Here is a 16,602-nt window from a genome sequence, read left to right as displayed (position 1 = left end):
GCGGCCTGGCGCCCCCGGCGGCCGGGAGGGCGTACGGACTCGCCTGTCCGGTCCGGCATACTCGACGGGTGAGCATCCTTCCCGAGATCCGTACGCTGCCCGTACCCGAGGGGCTGGAGGGCGAGCGCGTGGACGCCGCCATAGCCCGTATGTTCGGCTTTTCCCGGACCAAGGCCGCGGAGCTCGCCGCAGCCGGAAAGGTCCAGGTCAACGGCAGTGTCGCCGGGAAGTCCGACCGGGTGGTCGGCGGGTCGTGGCTCGAGGTCGAGATGCCCCAGGCGGCCCCGCCGGTGCAGGTCGTGGCGGAGCCCGTGGAGGGCATGGAGATCGTGCACGACGATGAGGACATCGTCGTGATCGACAAGCCGATCGGGGTCGCGGCCCACCCGAGCCCGGGCTGGACCGGGACCACCGTCATCGGCGGGCTCGCGGCCGCGGGCTACCGGATCTCCACCTCCGGCGCCGCGGAGCGGCAGGGCATCGTGCACCGCCTCGACGTCGGCACCTCCGGCCTGATGGTCGTCGCGAAGTCCGAGCGCGCGTACACGCGGCTCAAGCACCAGTTCCGGGAGCGGATCACCGACAAGCGCTACCACGCGCTGGTGCAGGGCCACCCGGACCCGCTGAGCGGCACCATCGACGCCCCCATCGGCCGCCACCCGACCCATGACTACAAGTGGGCTGTGATCGCCGAGGGCAAGCCCAGCGTCACGCACTACGACCTCATCGAGGCCTTCCGGGCAGCCAGCCTGCTCGACATCAAGCTGGAGACCGGGCGCACTCACCAGATCCGCGTGCACATGGCCGCGCACCGCCACCCCTGCGTAGGCGACCTCACCTACGGCGCCGACCCCACGCTCGCGAAGCGGCTGAAGGTCACCCGGCAGTGGCTGCACGCGGTCAAGCTCGGCTTCGAGCACCCGGCGGACGGGCGCTGGGTCGAGTTCGAGAGCCCGTACCCGGAGGACCTGCAGCGCGCGCTGGACATCGTGCGGGCGGAGAGCGCCTGAGTCCCACCCACCCGCCCTGAAAAGGGTGGGTGGATGGGAAAAACCCGGGCGCAGCGCCCGGGAAACGTGGCCCTTGGGTCAGCGGTTGTCAGAGGAGCCGCGGCCGGCCAGCGCCGCAGGCAAGCGCTTCCCGTCCGTCGCCGGATGCGGCGGCGCGGGGGCCGTGGCAATGCGCGGCAGCGCGTACGGGTGCTCCTCGCGCAGCCAGTCGATCATGCGCTCGCGCACCTCGCACCGCGCATTCCACACCGCGTCCGCGTCCCGTGCCGTGACCAGGGCGCGCACCTCGATCGTGGTCGGTGTGGTATCCGTCACAACCAAAGACCAGGCGCGCCCGTCCCAGTCCTCGCACTCCGCCAGGATCGCGTGCAACTTCTCCCGCATCGCCTCCACCGGCGCGGAGTGATCCAGGTGGAAGAAGACCGTGCCGGTCATCTGCGGGCCACCGCGCGACCAGTTCTCGAACGGCTTGCCGGTGAAGTACGACACCGGCATGGTGATCCGGCGCTCGTCCCAGGTTCGTACGGTCAGAAACGTGAGCGTGATCTCCTCGACCGTGCCCCACTCGCCGTCGACCACGACCGTGTCCCCGATCCGCACCATGTCGCCGAACACGATCTGCAGTCCGGCGAAGAGGTTGCCCAGCGTGGACTGGGCGGCGATGCCGGCCACGATGCCGAGCAGACCGGCCGAGGCCAGCATGGAGGTGCCGACCGTGCGCATCGCGGGGAAGGTCAGCAGCATCGCGGCGGCCGCCACCACGCCCACAATGGCGGTCACCACCCGCTGGATCAGAGTCACTTGGGTGCGTACGCGCCGCACCCGCGCCGGATCGCGCGTCGCGGTCGCGTAGCGCGCGTACGTGGACTCCATGACCATCATGACGGTCCGCACCACCAGCCAGGCCGCGGCCCCGATCAGCACCAGGGTGAGGACCTGGCCGACCGCCTCCCGGTGATCGCGGGCGACGTGCGCCTGGTCGTACAGGCCGCGCAGCAGCGCAGCGCACAGCACCACCTGGAGTGGCACCCGGCAGCGGCGCAACAGCCCCCACAGCGGTGTCTCCGGATGCGTGGCATCGGTTCGGCGGAGCACTTGGTCGACCGCCCAGCCCGCGACGAGCGTGACCGTGACCGAGCCGCCGAGCACGATCACCGGGCGCAGAACCTCCTCCATGAACACCTCAGCTCCTCTGCCTCTCCTGCTTCGTGGTCATGGCTGTGCACGTACCCAGGACGGTAGCTGGCACGATGTGAGAAGCGCGATGGACTGAAGGAGATGAAGCCGTGTCCTCTTCGCACACGATTTTCCTGTTTCATTCCGCCTTCGGGCTGCGTCCTGCGGTCCACGCGGCCGCCGAGCGGCTGCGCGCCGCCGGGCACGAGGTCCACGTGCCGGACCTCTACGACGGGCGGACGGCCGAGACCGTTGAGGAGGGCATGGCGATCAAGGACGAGATCGGCAACGACGAGCTGCTGAAGCGGGCCGTCTCCGCCGTCGCCCCGTTCTCGGACCGGGGTCTGGTCTATGCCGGCCTCTCGCTCGGCGGCTCGATCGCGCAGAACCTGGCGCTCGCCGATGAGAAGGCCCGCGGGCTGCTGCTTCTGCACGGCACCTCGGACATCACGGAGGGCGCGACGACCGACGAGCTGCCCGTACAGCTGCATGTGGCCGACCCTGACCCCTTCGAGCCGCAGGACTGGCAGAACGCCTGGTATCTGCAGATGCGGCGGGCCGGTGCGGATGTCGAGGTGTTCCGCTACCGGGGCGCCGGGCATCTGTACACCGACCCGGAGCTGCCGGACTACGACGCCGAGGCGGCGGAGGCCACCTGGGCGGTGGCCCTCGCCTTCCTCGACGAGCTGTAGCGGTCGGCGTCGTTCAGCGCACGGGCTGATACGCCCGCTCCACCCGCTGGGTGCCGGACAGGGTCCGGTAGGAGCGGGCCCAGGTGGCCGACGCCTGGCGGTCGGTCCGGTCGGAGAGCACGTAGTAGTCCATCTGCGCGCGCTCGGCGGTCACATCGAGGACCCCGTAGCCGTGGGAGTCCATGTCCAGCCACTTGACGTGGCGGTTGGCCACCTTGATCGCCCCGGCCGCGGCGAGCGAGACGGTGTGCGGCGGCACATGGGCGAAGTCGTCGAGGTTGTCCGAGGTCACGGACGTCACCACGAACTCGGTCGCGGCGGTACCGGAGAACGGGTACGTCGCGGCCTTCACCGGCACGTCGTTGGCCCATGCCATGTGGATGTCGCCGGTCAGGAACACCGTGTTGGCGATGGAGCGCTCGCGCAGGTGGCTGAGCAGCTCACGGCGGTCATCGGTGTAGCCGTCCCACTGGTCGACGTTGATCGCCAGCCCCTCCTTGGGCAGGCCCAGTACCTCCGCCAGCGGGCCCAGCAGATCCGCGGGCACGGAGCCGAAGGCGACCGGCGAGATCATCACGGAGGTGCCGACGAGCCGCCAGGAGGTGTCGGAGGCGGCCAGCCCCGCCTTCAGCCAGTCGAGTTGGGCCCGGCCCGTGACCGTACGGTCCGGGTTGTCGACCTCCCCGCTGCCGATCTTGGCCTGCTGGGAGCGGAAGGAGCGCAGATCGAGGAGGTGGAGGTCGGCGAGCTTGCCGAAGCGCAGCCGCCGGTAGGTGGTGCCGGCGGTCGAGGGCCGGACGGGCATCCACTCGAAGTACGCCTGCTTGGCGGCCGCCACGCGCTGGGCCCAGGTGCCCTCGGTGTCCGGCGTGTGGTTCTGCGCCCCGCCGGACCAGGCGTCGTTGGCGAACTCGTGGTCGTCCCAGATCGCGATGACCGTGTGCGCGGCGTGCAGGGCCTGCAGATCGGCGTCCGTCTTGTACTGGCCGTGCCGGGTGCGGTAGTCGGCGAGCGTGAGGATCTCGTGGGCGGGGGAGTGCTGCCGCACCACGTACGGCTGCGCCGGGTACTCGCCCGTCTTGTACTCGTAGATGTAGTCACCGAGGTGCAGCACGGCGTCCAGGTCGGTACGGGCGGCCAGATGGCGGTAGGCGGAGAACCAGCCGGCCTCCCAGTTGGAGCACGACACCACGCCGAGGCGGACGGTGTGCGTGGCATCGTCGTGCGCCGGGGTGGTGCGCGTACGGCCCACCGGGGAGGTCACGCCGCCGGCGGTGAAGCGGTAGAAGTACCCGGTCGCCGGGCGCAGTCCGCGTACATCGGCCTTGACGGTGTGGTCGGAGGCGGCCGTGGCGGTCGCGGTGCCGCGGGCGACGACGCGGGCGAACGCCTTGTCCTCGGCGACCTCCCAAGCGACCTTCATCTCGGGCCCCTTGCCGGAGCCGGGCACGGCATCCGGGGCCGGGGTGAGACGGGTCCACAGCAGTACGCCGTCGGGGAGCGGGTCGCCGGAGGCGACGCCGTGGAGGAAAGCGGGGCCCGCCGCCGCGGCCGCGGTGGCGCGGGGTGCGGCGACGAGCGGGACGAAAGCGGCGGAGGCGGCCGCGGCCTTGACGACCGTCCGGCGGGAGGTGTTCTGAGTCTGGTCATCGGTCACGGCCGATCAGATTACTGGCAGGTAAGAACAAACGGGCGGGCGAACTCCATAAGTTCGCCCGCCCGTTGACAGATCGGCGTCACGTCGTTGCGTTCAGGACCTGTCAGTGCATCCGGCCGCTTGCCTACTTGGCGGCGAGAGCCTTCTGGTATGCGGCGTTGAACTGCTGAGGCGTGATGATGGGGGTGCCCTCCGGAGCGCCCTCAACGACCATCTTCTTGCCGTTCAGCTTGAAGCTCGGGGTGCCCGTGATGTCCTTGACCCCGTTGAACTTCTCGGACATCGCCAGCGCCCACTGGTCGTAGGTGCCGTTGTTGACGTCCTTCTCGAACGCCTTGTTGCCCTTCAGGGCCGGCACCTGCTGAGCGATCTCGATCAGCTTGGCGTCGCTGGAGAAGGCGTCGTCCGTCTCCTTCGGGTGGTTCTTCACGGAGTAGAGGGTCTTCTTGTACTCCAGAAAGGCCTCCGGGCTGACGTTCAGCGCGGCACCCAGCGCGCTCAGCGCGTTCTTCGAACCCGAGCCCTTGAGGTTGTTGTCGAGGAAGGTGCCCATGGTGAAGGACAGCTTGTACTTGCCTGCCTTCATGTCCTTCAGGACCAGGTCGCCGGACGCCTGCTCGAACGAGGCGCACACCGGGCAGCGCGGGTCCTCGAACACATCCAGGGTGTTCTTGGCGTTCTTCTGGCCGATGAGGACCGTCGTGCCCTTGTCGCCCGTGCTGTTGGCCGGGGCCTTGAACGGCTTCTTCTTGGCGGCGGCGGTCCAGTCCGAGGCGCTGACCTTGCTGGTGCCGTTGCCGCCGCTCAGGTTGGAGACGGCCACGCCGACGCCGGCGGCGATCCCCAGCACCGCGACGATCGCGCCACCGACGATCAGCCGGCGCCGGACCTTGTCCCGCTTCTGCTGTCGCTCGCGCTCCACGCGCATGCGCTCGGTGGCCGCCCGCTTGTTGGCCAGGTTGTTGCGATTGCTCATGGTGGTTTCTGCTCCGTGTGTGAGTGGTGGGACTGCTGTGCTCGGTGTGTCTGAGCGCTGAGGCTCAGACGGTGAGCGAGCACGGCGGTCCGCGCCGTACGACGGAGTGCACCAGCAGCGGGAGCGTACGGGCGGCCTGCACACGGTGCACGGCACGCGGCGCGCGCCGTGGCGGCCCGTACGGCCTCGTCACGGCGGCCACGGCGATCAGCAGCGGCCGGAAGGCAGCCGCGGCGGCGGAGCGCACCAGACGCCCCAGCGCCGCCTCGCCGCGCCGCAGCCACGCCGCCGCGGCGAGGCCGACCGCGACATGGGCCGCCAGCAGCAGCCAGGGCGTGGCCTGGTCGCCCAGGTCCGGCAGGGCGAGGGGGCTGTCGTGGCCGGCTGTCATACCGGCGAGCGGGGTGCCGACGTCGCCACCGCGGCACAGCAGGTCGACCCCGACCAGGCGCAGCGGTCCCGCGACGGGGCCGCCGGCCTGGCCGTAACAGGCGTGCTGCCCGGTGGTGAAGACCGTGTCCGCGGCCAGTTCCAGCGGTATGAGCAGGGCGGCGATCGCCCCGTAGCCGCGCTCCCGGCCGGCCAGTGCGTAGGCGAGCACGAACACACCGGCGCAGAGCGCGGCGACCGTGGTGACGGGCAGTGGCATCCCTGACAGCAGCACATGCGCGCCGGCGGACAGCGTCACGCAGAGCGCTGTGAACAGCGCAGCGCGCAGTGTCCGTAGCCGTGCACCTGATATGTCCATCGTCGGAGAGTGTGCCATGACCGCGGGTAAGCGGTGCTTAAAGCCCCGGAATGCGGCCGTTGCGGAACAGGTCGACGAAGATCTGGTGGTCGGCGCGGGCCTGGGCCCCGTAGGAGTGCGCGAAGTCCACCAGCAGCTTGGCGAAGCCGTCCTCGTCCGCCGCGATCGCCGCGTCGATGGCGCGCTCGGTGGAGAAGGGGACCAGCGAGTGGCCGCTCTCGTCGTCGGCGGCGGCATGCATGGTCGCCGTGGCGCGTCCGAGGTCCGAGACCACGGCGTGGATCTCGGCGAGGTCGTCGATGTCGGACCAGTCGAGGTCGACGGCGTACGGCGACACCTCGGCGACCAGCTGTCCCGCGCCGTCCAGCTGGGTCCAGCCCAGCCACGGGTCGGCGTTGTCCTGCAGGGCGCGCTGCGAGATGACGGTGCGGTGGCCCTCGTGCTGGAAGTAGGAACGAACCCGCTCGTCGGTGATGTGCCGGGAGACCGCCGGGGTCTGGGCCTGCTTCATGTAGATCACGACGTCGTTCTCGAGGGCGTCGCTGTTGCCCTCGAGCAGGATGTTGTACGAGGGCAGACCGGCGCTGCCGATGCCGATGCCACGGCGGCCGACGACGTCCTTGACGCGGTAGGAGTCGGGGCGGGCGAGGCTGGACTCGGGCAGGGTGTCCAGATAGCCGTCGAAAGCGGCCAGGACCTTGTAGCGGGTCGCGGCGTCCAGCTCGATCGCGCCGCCGCCGGGGGAGAAGCGGCGCTCGAAGTCGCGGATCTCGGTCATCGACTCCAGCAGCCCGAAGCGGGTCAGCGAGCGGGCGTCACGCAGCGCGTCCAGCAGGGCACCCTCGGCGGTGTCGAGGGTGAAGGGCCGCACCTCGCTCTCCCCGGCTCCGGTGGCGAGCGCGTGGATCCGCTCGCGGTAGGCGGCCGCGTAGGTACGGACCAGGTCCGTGATCATCTCGTCACTGAGCGCCTTGCTGTAGCCGATCAGGGCGACGGAGGCGGCGAAGCGCTTGAGGTCCCAGGTGAAGGGGCCGACGTAGGCCTCGTCGAAGTCGTTGACGTTGAAGATCAGCCGCCCGGTGGCGTCCATGTAGGTGCCGAAATTCTCGGCGTGCAGATCGCCGTGGATCCACACCCGCGAGGTCCGCTCGTCCAGATACGGGCCGCTGTCCCGCTCGGCCTCCAGGTCCTTGTAGAACAGGCAGGCGGTCCCGCGGTAGAAGGCGAAGGCGGATGCCGCCATCTTGCGGAACTTGACCCGGAAGGCCGCCGGGTCGGCGCTGAGCAGCTCGCCGAAGGCGGTGTCGAAGACGGCGAGGATCTCCTCGCCGCGCTGCTCGGCCTGGTCGGTCATGGCGGGCTGGGTCGGCATCGTGGTGCCTCCTGGTGCGTGACACATGGGACTGGCGTTCGCTCCGTTCCCCCGGCTGTCAACGCGCGAGGCTACCCGCGAGTGCCCGCCCGCTGTCAGTCCCGAGACGTAGACTTCGATGCCGTTGCCCCAACCTGTCGCCCACCCGTCACCCGACGGCCACCCCTCATCGAGGGGCTTCGCGCCGCAGTCATTTTGGAGGTCTTCCGCCGTGGCCAAGCCGCCGTTCACGCACCTGCATGTGCACACCCAGTACTCGCTGCTGGACGGTGCGGCGCGGCTGGGGGACATGTTCAAGGCGTGCCAGGAAATGGGCATGACGCACATCGCCATGACCGACCACGGCAACCTGCACGGTGCATACGACTTCTTCCAGCAGGCCACCAAGGCGGGCATCACGCCGATCATCGGCATCGAGGCGTACGTCGCGCCCGCGTCGCGGCGGCACAAGCAGCGCGTCACCTGGGGCCAGCCGCACCAGAAGCGTGACGATGTCTCGGGTTCGGGCGGTTACACCCACAAGACGATCTGGGCGTCGAACAAGACCGGTCTGCACAACCTGTTCCGGCTCTCCTCCGACGCCTACATGGAAGGCTTCTTCGTCAAGTGGCCGCGGATGGACAAGGAGACCATCGCCCAGTACTCCGAGGGGCTGATCGCCTCCACCGGGTGCCCGTCCGGCGAGGTGCAGACCCGGCTGCGGCTCGGCCACTTCGACGAGGCGCTGAAGGCGGCCTCCGAGTACCAGGACATCTTCGGGAAGGACAAGTACTTCCTGGAGTTGATGGACCACGGCATCGAGATCGAGCGCCGGGTCCGCGACGGGCTGCTGGAGATCGGCAAGAAGCTGGGCATCCCCCCGCTGGTCACCAATGACTCGCACTACACCTATGCGCGCGAGGCCGAAGCCCACGACGCGCTGCTGTGCGTCCAGACCGGCAAGAACCTCTCCGACCCCGACCGCTTCAGGTTCGACGGCACCGGCTACTACCTGAAGTCGACCGAGGAGATGTACGCCATCGACTCCTCCGACGCCTGGCAGGAGGGGTGCGCCAACACGCTGCTGGTCGCCGAGCAGGTCGACACCACGGGATGGTTCGAGAAGCGCGACCTGATGCCGCGGTTCGACGTCCCCGAGGGCTACACCGAGGTCACCTGGTTCCGTGAGGAGGTCGCGCGCGGCATGGCCCGCCGCTACCCGAACGGCATCCCCGAGGACCGGCAGCGCCAGGCCGACTACGAGATGGATGTCATCATCCAGATGGGGTTCCCGGGGTACTTCCTCGTCGTCGCCGACTTCATCATGTGGGCCAAGAACAACGGCATCGCGGTGGGCCCCGGCCGAGGATCCGCGGCGGGTTCCATCGTCGCGTACGCCATGGGCATCACCGACCTCGACCCCATCGAGCACGGTCTGATCTTCGAGCGGTTCCTCAACCCCGAGCGCGTCTCCATGCCCGACGTCGACATCGACTTCGACGAGCGTCGGCGCGGTGAGGTGATCCGGTACGTCACCGAGAAATACGGCGCCGACAAGGTCGCCCAGATCGGCACGTACGGCACCATCAAAGCCAAGAACGCCATCAAGGACTCCGCGCGCGTGCTCGGCTACCCATACGCCATGGGCGACCGGATCACCAAAGCCATGCCGGCCGACGTCCTCGGCAAGGGCATCCCGCTCTCCGGCATCACCGACCCCAGCCACCCGCGCTACAGCGAGGCGGGCGAGGTCCGGGGGATGTACGAGAACGAGCCGGATGTGAAGAAGGTCATCGACACCGCCCGTGGCATCGAGGGCCTGGTCCGGCAGATGGGTGTGCACGCGGCCGGCGTGATCATGTCCAGCGAGACGCTGGTCGACCACGTGCCCGTCTTCAGCCCCAAGAACGACGGCCAGGTCGTCACGCAGTGGGACTACCCCACCTGCGAGTCGCTCGGCCTGCTGAAGATGGACTTCCTCGGCCTGCGCAACCTGACGATCATGGATGACGCGGTCAAGCTGGTGAAGGCCAACAAGGGCATCGACATCACCCTGCTCGACCTGTCGCTGGACGACCCCAAGACCTTCGAACTGCTCTCCCGCGGCGACACCCTCGGCGTCTTCCAGTTCGACGGCGGCCCCATGCGCTCCCTGCTGCGCATGATGAAGCCCGACAACTTCGAGGACATCTCCGCGGTCTCGGCCCTCTACCGGCCGGGCCCGATGGGCATGAACTCGCACATCAACTACGCCCTGCGCAAGAACGGCCAGCAGGAGATCACCCCGATCCACCCGGAGCTCGAGGAGCCGCTGAAGGAAGTCCTCGACATCACCTACGGCCTGATCGTGTACCAGGAGCAGGTACAGAAGGCCGCCCAGGTGCTCGCGGGCTACTCCCTCGGCCAAGCCGACCTGCTGCGCCGCGCGATGGGCAAGAAGAAGAAGGAAGTCCTCGACGCCGAGTTCGTCAACTTCCAGAAGGGCGCTCGCGAGAAGGGCTACTCGGACGAGGCCATCCAGGCCGTGTGGGACGTCCTGGTCCCCTTCGCCGGCTACGCCTTCAACAAGGCGCACTCCTCGGCGTACGGCCTGGTCTCGTACTGGACCGCCTACCTCAAGGCCAACTACCCGGCCGAGTACATGGCGGCGCTGCTCACCTCGGTGCGCGACGACAAGGACAAGTCGGCGATCTACCTCAACGAGTGCCGCCGTATGGGCATCAAGGTGCTGCCGCCGGACGTCAACGAGTCCGATGCGAACTTCACCCCGCGCGGCGACGACACGATCGTCTTCGGTCTCACGGCGGTGCGCAACGTCGGGCAGAACGTGGTGGATTCGATCGTCCGCTGCCGCAAGGCCAAGGGGAGGTACACCTCCTTCCCCGACTTCCTGGACAAGGTCGAGGCGGTGGTCTGCAACAAGCGGACGGTCGAATCACTGATCAAGGCGGGCGCCTTCGACGAGCTGGGCCACACCCGCAAGGGCCTCATGGCGCACTACGAGCCCATGATCGACAACGTGGTGCAGGTCAAGCGCAAGGAGGCCGAGGGGCAGTTCGACCTCTTCGGCGGCATGGGCGACGACAGCGCCGACGACGGGCCGGGCTTCGGGCTGGACGTGCAGTTCTCCGACGTCGAGTGGGACAAGACCTATCTGCTGGCACAGGAGCGGGAGATGCTCGGGCTCTACGTCTCCGACCACCCGCTCTTCGGTATCGAGCACGTCCTGGGCGACAAGGCCGACGCCGCCATCTCCCAGCTCACCGGTGGCGAGCACGCCGACGGCGCGATTGTCACCATCGGCGGCATCATTTCCGGTCTGCAGCGCAAGATGACCAAGCAGGGCAACGCCTGGGCCATCGCCACCGTCGAGGACCTCGCGGGCTCGATCGACTGCATGTTCTTCCCCGCGACCTACCAGCTGGTGTCCACCCAGCTCGTTGAGGACGCCGTGGTGTTCGTCAAGGGCCGGCTCGACAAGCGGGAGGACGTCCCGCGACTGGTCGCGATGGAGCTGATGGTGCCGGACCTGTCCGAGGCGTCCGCCAACGCGCCGGTGACGATCACCATCCCGACGGTGAAGGTCACCCCGCCGCTGGTGGAGAAGCTGGGCGAAGTCCTCGCCCACCACAAGGGATCGACGGAGGTGCGGATCAAGCTGCAGGGGGCCCGTAAGACCACCGTTCTGCGGCTGGACCGGCACCGGGTCACCCCCGACCCGGCGCTCTTCGGCGACCTCAAGGTGCTGCTCGGGCCGTCCTGCCTGGCCGGCTGAGCGGGTCGCGGGCGCCCTTGCCCGGTGGCGAGGGCGCCGCGGTGTGCCCAGGGGTTCAGGCTCAGGGGCGGCGCGGGCCGCAAGCGGCGATGAACCCCTTGAGGAGACGGGTCCTGTGCTCGCTGGATCCGTCCGGATCCTCCGGGTGCCACTGCACTCCGACCACCCACTTCTCGGGGTGCTCGATCGCTTCGATCACGCCGTCATCGGCGTACGCGGCCGCCACCAGCTCCTGGCCCACCACGTCGACGGCCTGGTGGTGGCCCGACCGCACGGTCAGGCGTCCCGTGCCGGCGAGAGCCGAGAGTCGGGTGCCGTCGTTGATCGTGACCTTCTCGTCCACGAACAGCGGATGGCCCGGCTCTCCGCGGTGAAGCCGGTAGTCCTGGATGTCGGGTATGAGCGTGCCGCCGTAGGCGATGTTGATCAGCTGGGAGCCGCGGCAGATCCCGAGCACCGGGCGGTCCGCGGCGACGGCGGCCCGGATGGCTGCGATGCTGTGCTCGTCCGCCCTGCGGTCCACACCGTAGGAGTTCGGTACGTCGCCGCTGACGCCGTACAGCTCGCCGTCCACGTCGCCGCCGCCGAGCAGGAACAGCCCGTCGAAGCCGGCCACGCCGGCGGGGTCGCCGAGCGAGCTGTCCGAGGTGTCGAACAGCTCGTACCCGGCGCCCAGTTCACACAGCGTCGTCAGGGCCGTCCGCGTGAAGCGCCGCACCAGGTCCGCCACCGGCTCGGTCAGATCCGGGAAGTTCAGCGAGACCAGAACCGCGATCCGCGGATTCCCGCCACCGCCGCCCGGCTCCACCTCGTGCCGGTGGACGAACGGCCGGTTGCCGGACACCGCCCGCGCCGTCACAGCTTGATCCACGTGGTCTTGAGCTGGGTGTACTTCTCCAGCGCGTGCAGCGACTTGTCGCGGCCGAAACCGGACTGCGCGTACCCGCCGAACGGCACGGTGATGTCGCTCTCGTCGAAGCAGTTGACCCATACGGTGCCGGCCCGGATCGCCCGAGCCATGCGGTGCGCGGCCGACAGGTCCTTGGTCCACACCGCGGCCGCCAGGCCGTAGTCGGTGCCGTTGGCGATGCGCACCGCCTCCTCGGTGTCCTTGAAGGTGAGCACCGAGAGCACCGGGCCGAAGACCTCCTGCCGGGCGATGCGCATTCCGGGGTCGACCTGGTCGAAGACGGTCGGTTCCAGGTAGTAGCCCCCGGTCTCCTCGAGCACCCGGTTGCCGCCCAGAAGCAGCTGAGCTCCGTCGTCGACGGCGCCGCGTACGTGCCCGAGGACCCGCTCGAGGTGCCCCTCCTCCACCAGCGCGCCCACCGAGGTCCGGGGGTCGAGTGGGTCGCCCACCACGGTCCGGCGGCTCGCTGCGAGGACCCGTTCGAGCAGCTCGTCCTTGACGGCCCGGTGGACCAGGAGCCGCGACCCGGCCGAGCACACCTCCCCCTGGTTGAAGAAGATGCCCCCGGCGATCGCCTGGGCGACAACGTCCAGGTCCGGCGCGTCCTCCAGGACGACCTGCGGTGACTTCCCGCCGAGTTCGAGCGAGACCTGCTTGAGATTCGACTCCGCCGAGTAGCGCATGAAGAGCCGGCCGACCTCACCGGAGCCGGTGAAGGTGATCGCGTCGACGTCCGGATGCAGACCCAGGGCGGCACCCGCGGTGGGCCCGAACCCGGGCACCACATTGAGGATGCCGTCGGGCACGCCCGCCTCGGTGGCGAGCTCGGCGAACCGCAGGGCCGTCAGCGGGGACTGCTCCGCCGGCTTGAGGACGACGGCGTTGCCCACCGCCAGCGCGGGCGCGATCTTCCAGACCGCCATCATCAGCGGGAAGTTCCATGGCACCACCGCGCCGACGACACCGAGCGGCTCCCGGGTGATGGTGGCCAGGGTGTCCCGGTCGGTGGGCGCCACCTCGTCGTAACTCTTGTCCACCGCCTCGGCGTAGAAGTCGAGGGCCTGAACCGTAACCCGCAGGTCGACGGCGAGCGCGTCGGTGTACGGCTTGCCCATGTCGACGCTTTCGAGCAGGGCCAGCTCCTCGGCGTGCTCCTCGACCAAGCGTGCCAGGCGCTGCAGTACGGCACGCCGCTGCCGGGGCGACCGCCCCGACCAGCAGCCGCTCTCGAACGCGCGCCGGGAGCTCGCGACGGCGCGGTCGATGTCCTCGGCGTCCCCGGCGCTGACCTGGGCGATCAACTGTCCGTCCCGCGGGGAGATCCGCTCGAAGGTGGCACCGCTGAGGGCGTCGACCCGCTGCCCGTCGATGTACAGCTGCGTCGCCAGGGACAGACCGGCGAAGCGCTTTTCGAGCTCCGCGCGTGCGGCGAGGGCCTGGGCCTCGGCGGCCCGCGCGTCCACGGTCGTGGTGGTCATGCTGCGGCTTCCTTTCGGATTCTGGCACGGTCGATGAGGTCGCTGAACAGGGCACCGTCGTACCGGGACGTGTCCGCCAGGTCCTCGGGGTGCCATTGCACGGCGAGGACGTCCGCGGTCATGTGCTCCACCGCCTCCACGCAACCGTCCGCCGACCGCGCCACCACGCGCAGTCCACGGCCGAGCCGGTCGATCGCCTGGTGGTGGTAGGAGGAGACCTTGAAGGCCTCGGACCCGACAACGGACGCCAGTCGGGAATCCGGCACGGCTGTGACCTCGTGGATGGCGTCCAGGTGCTCGACCGGACCGTCGGCGAGGTGCTGTACGAGGGTCCCGCCGCAGGCGATGTTGAGCACCTGCATGCCGCGGCACACCGCCAGCGCCGGGACGCCGAGTTCGACCACGGCCCTCGCCACCGCCAGATCCAGCTCGTCCTGCTCGTCGTGATCGGGCTGCGTCTCGGGGTGCGGATCCTGGCCGTAGCGCACGGGATTGACATCCGAGCCGCCCGGCAGCAGGACGCCCGCGAAGGCGGTCAGCCGCTGCGGCAGGCCGGACAGCACGTGCCGCGGCCCACCGTGCAGCACCAGCGGCTCGCCTCCGGCAGCGAAAACCGCGTCACACACGGCCTCGGCCGCGATGGTGCCGCTGAACCGGATGCCGGAGACGCGCGTGGCGCGGCGGCCGACGACGGCGATGAGCGGGCGCATGCTCATCCCTCCGCGGTGCCGTCGAAGGGATATTCCAGCGCCGGGAGCCACGCGGCCCAGGCCTCGGCCAGCCGGCCGTCGGCGATGACCTTGCCGAGAGCGCCGTCCAGGGCCGCCAGCTGGTCGGGACGGTCCTTGGCCACGCCGATGCCCCAGCGGTTTCCGGTGCGCACGGTGAACGCCAGCTCGAAGTCCGGGTGGTCTCCCAGGGGCACGAACACGACATCGTCGTCGACGACCGCGTCCACCTCACCGGCGCGGAGTGCCTTGAGCATGTCGCCGAACACATCGTCCGAGTCGCCGCCGAAGCCCACCGGGATCACGCCGTCGAACGTCTCCGTCAGCGCCATGTTGGTGCTGCCCGCGATGGCGGCGACGCGGCGGCCGCGCAGATCCTCCGCCGTCCGTACCGGGGCGCCGCGACGTACGAGCACCGATTCGTGGAACACCGCGTACGGGCGGGTGAAGTCCACCTGGGCCGCACGGGCTTCGGTGATGCCCTGGCCGCACAGCACGGCGTCCGCATCCCCGCGCTGGACGGCGGGGATCATCTCCGCCCACGGCAGATACACCCACTCCAGCGGGCGGCCGAGCTCCTCGGCGATGAGCTGGGCGACGGCCGGCTCGTAACCTCGGCGTCCCTTCACGGGGTCCGCCAGGTGGAACAGCGGCGGCGCGTCGGAGTCGATGCAGGCCAGGCGCAGCGGCGCGGTCACGGGGCCTCCTCCGCGTACATCATGTGCTCCCAGTCGGTGACAACACCGCAGAACCGGGCCCACTCGTCCGACTTCAGAGCGTTGTACAGGTCGACCAGCTCCGAGCCGAGCGCCTCCTTGAGGACGTCGTCCGCGGCGAACGCCTCCAGCGCCTCGCCCAGGGTCAGCGGAAGCTTGGCGAACCGCACCTCACCCTCGTAACTCGAACCCTGCTGGGCCGGACCCGGGTCGATCCGGTTCTTGAGGCCGTCCTCGATGGCGGCGATGAGAGCGGCGTGCGACAGATACGGGTTGACCATGGCGTCGGGAAGCTTGAACTCAAGCCGTCCGTTGGCCGAGAGGCGCACGGTGCAGGTCTTGTTGTCCATGCCCCAGTTGATCTGCGACGGTGCGAACTGGCCGGCGTCCCAGTACCGCTTGTAGGAGTTCACCGTCGAGCCCATGATCGCCATGGAGGCGGCAGCGTGGGTCAGGATGCCGCCGAGCGCGTGCCTGCCGGTGTCGGTGAGGTGCAGCTCCCGCACCCCGGGGTCGGCCAGGACGTTCTCGTCGCCGCGCCAGAGGCTGAGGTTGTGGTGGCAGCCGTTGCCCATCATGCCGGTGGCCGGCTTGGGCATGAAGCTTGCCGTGACGCCGAGTTCGCGCGCGACCTGGCGGCAGATCTGGCGGTAGACGATGAGCCGGTCGGCGGTCCGGTCGGCGTGGTCGTACATCCAGTTCAGCTCGAGCTGGCCCGGGTCCTCGTAGTCGCCCTCGATCATGTCGAGCCCGAGCGCCTGCGCGTAAGAGATCACCTTCTGGTAGATCGCGCGGTACCGCTCCAGGTGGTCGACGTGGTACGCCGGGCTGGAGCCCGGGCGGTGCCGCGCTTCCAGCCCGGGGCCGGTCCACGTCATCTCGGGCTCGCACCCGCTGCGCAGCTCAAGACCGGTGCGCGCGGTGAAGTCGGCGTGCAGGCGCTGGAGATTGCCGCGCACGTCCGTGGCGAGCGGCTGTCCGCCGATGCCCGGGCGGTGGTCGGGCTCGTACAGCCGGCAGAAGAACCGGCCGATGCCGGTGTCCCAGGGCAGGACGGCGAAGGTGTCGAGGTCGGGCACCGCGGTGAACTCGGCGGCCTCGACGCCACCGCCGAGCAGGTTGCCGGCCCGGTCGACCTGGAGGTCCGACACCGCCGTGCGGTGGAGCTGAACGCCCTTCTCGGCGTTGCGGATCAGGTGCTTGGCGGGGACAACCTTCCCGACGACCCGACCGGTGACGGTGACGGCCTGGTAGTAGATGTACTGGACGCCGGCCTCGGCGATCCGGGTCCTGATCGCCTCGAGCGCGGCCTTGTCCGTGTTGCGTTCGCGGTGCTGGTCCAGCGCGGTGGGGCTGCTGGTGACGGTGGTCGTCATATGTTCCTC

Annotated in this window: 13 protein-coding genes; 3 read left to right on the top strand and 10 right to left on the bottom strand. The window is 69.5% G+C overall.

Translation table 11 applies throughout. The annotated features are described in order from the left end of the window. Positions 1-68: 68 nt before the first annotated feature. A complete protein-coding gene (locus tag ACY34J_RS09730) occupies positions 69-1,010 on the top strand; it encodes an RluA family pseudouridine synthase (protein WP_462724873.1) in 942 nt (313 codons plus the stop codon). Positions 1,011-1,088: 78 nt separating this feature from the next. Here the strand turns inward: ACY34J_RS09730 and ACY34J_RS09725 are convergent, their stop codons facing one another. After that, positions 1,089-2,186 carry a mechanosensitive ion channel family protein gene (locus ACY34J_RS09725; RefSeq protein WP_462724872.1) on the bottom strand — a complete coding sequence of 366 codons (1,098 nt, stop codon included), beginning with the start codon at positions 2,184-2,186 and terminating at the stop codon, positions 1,089-1,091. A gap of 110 nt (positions 2,187-2,296) precedes the next feature. Between ACY34J_RS09725 and ACY34J_RS09720 the strand changes: the two genes are divergently transcribed. Then, positions 2,297-2,878 (top strand): dienelactone hydrolase family protein, encoded by a 582-nt coding sequence (locus ACY34J_RS09720; RefSeq protein WP_462724871.1) that lies wholly within the window; start codon positions 2,297-2,299, stop codon positions 2,876-2,878. Between the two features lie 13 nt (positions 2,879-2,891). On the opposite strand, the gene ACY34J_RS09715 is transcribed toward ACY34J_RS09720, so the two are convergent. From ACY34J_RS09715 to ACY34J_RS09700, 4 genes are all read right to left on the bottom strand, one after another. Next, positions 2,892-4,535 carry an alkaline phosphatase D family protein gene (locus ACY34J_RS09715; protein WP_462724870.1) on the bottom strand — a complete coding sequence of 548 codons (1,644 nt, stop codon included), beginning with the start codon at positions 4,533-4,535 and terminating at the stop codon, positions 2,892-2,894. A 124-nt stretch (positions 4,536-4,659) separates the two neighbouring features. Then, positions 4,660-5,511, bottom strand: a complete 852-nt coding sequence (locus tag ACY34J_RS09710; protein WP_462724869.1) for a thioredoxin domain-containing protein — start codon at positions 5,509-5,511, stop codon at positions 4,660-4,662. A 64-nt stretch (positions 5,512-5,575) separates the two neighbouring features. After that, positions 5,576-6,259, bottom strand: coding sequence for a hypothetical protein (locus ACY34J_RS09705; RefSeq protein ID WP_462724868.1), 684 nt, complete (start codon positions 6,257-6,259; stop codon positions 5,576-5,578). A gap of 37 nt (positions 6,260-6,296) precedes the next feature. Continuing rightward, entirely contained in the window at positions 6,297-7,631 is a 1,335-nt protein-coding gene (locus ACY34J_RS09700) for a DUF2252 domain-containing protein (protein WP_462724867.1), read from the bottom strand. A gap of 211 nt (positions 7,632-7,842) precedes the next feature. Here ACY34J_RS09700 and dnaE point away from each other — a divergent pair, with 211 nt between their 5' ends. Continuing rightward, entirely contained in the window at positions 7,843-11,385 is a 3,543-nt protein-coding gene (gene dnaE / locus ACY34J_RS09695) for a DNA polymerase III subunit alpha (RefSeq protein ID WP_462724866.1), read from the top strand. Positions 11,386-11,446: 61 nt separating this feature from the next. On the opposite strand, the gene ACY34J_RS09690 is transcribed toward dnaE, so the two are convergent. From ACY34J_RS09690 to ACY34J_RS09670, 5 genes are read right to left on the bottom strand one after another with little or no spacing between them, the layout of a single operon-like run. Then, positions 11,447-12,244, bottom strand: coding sequence for a gamma-glutamyl-gamma-aminobutyrate hydrolase family protein (locus ACY34J_RS09690; protein WP_462724865.1), 798 nt, complete (start codon positions 12,242-12,244; stop codon positions 11,447-11,449). Beyond that, positions 12,241-13,773, bottom strand: a complete 1,533-nt coding sequence (locus ACY34J_RS09685) for an aldehyde dehydrogenase (protein WP_462724864.1) — start codon at positions 13,771-13,773, stop codon at positions 12,241-12,243. Before ACY34J_RS09685 ends, ACY34J_RS09690 begins: the two co-directional genes overlap by 4 nt. Then, positions 13,770-14,489 (bottom strand): gamma-glutamyl-gamma-aminobutyrate hydrolase family protein, encoded by a 720-nt coding sequence (locus tag ACY34J_RS09680; RefSeq protein ID WP_462724863.1) that lies wholly within the window; start codon positions 14,487-14,489, stop codon positions 13,770-13,772. Before ACY34J_RS09680 ends, ACY34J_RS09685 begins: the two co-directional genes overlap by 4 nt. Beyond that, on the bottom strand, positions 14,486-15,199 hold the full coding sequence (locus tag ACY34J_RS09675) for a substrate-binding periplasmic protein (protein ID WP_462724862.1): 714 nt from the start codon (positions 15,197-15,199) through the stop codon (positions 14,486-14,488). The genes ACY34J_RS09680 and ACY34J_RS09675 overlap by 4 nt, the downstream gene beginning before the upstream one ends. Further along, positions 15,196-16,593 carry a glutamine synthetase family protein gene (locus ACY34J_RS09670; protein WP_462724861.1) on the bottom strand — a complete coding sequence of 466 codons (1,398 nt, stop codon included), beginning with the start codon at positions 16,591-16,593 and terminating at the stop codon, positions 15,196-15,198. Before ACY34J_RS09670 ends, ACY34J_RS09675 begins: the two co-directional genes overlap by 4 nt. Between the last annotated feature and the right edge of the window lie 9 nt (positions 16,594-16,602).

The sequence above is a fragment of the Streptomyces sp. HSS9-12 genome, assembly GCF_054963655.1.
Note: the sequence above shows the minus strand (reverse complement) of the source record. Positions and strands in the feature narration are given on the sequence as shown.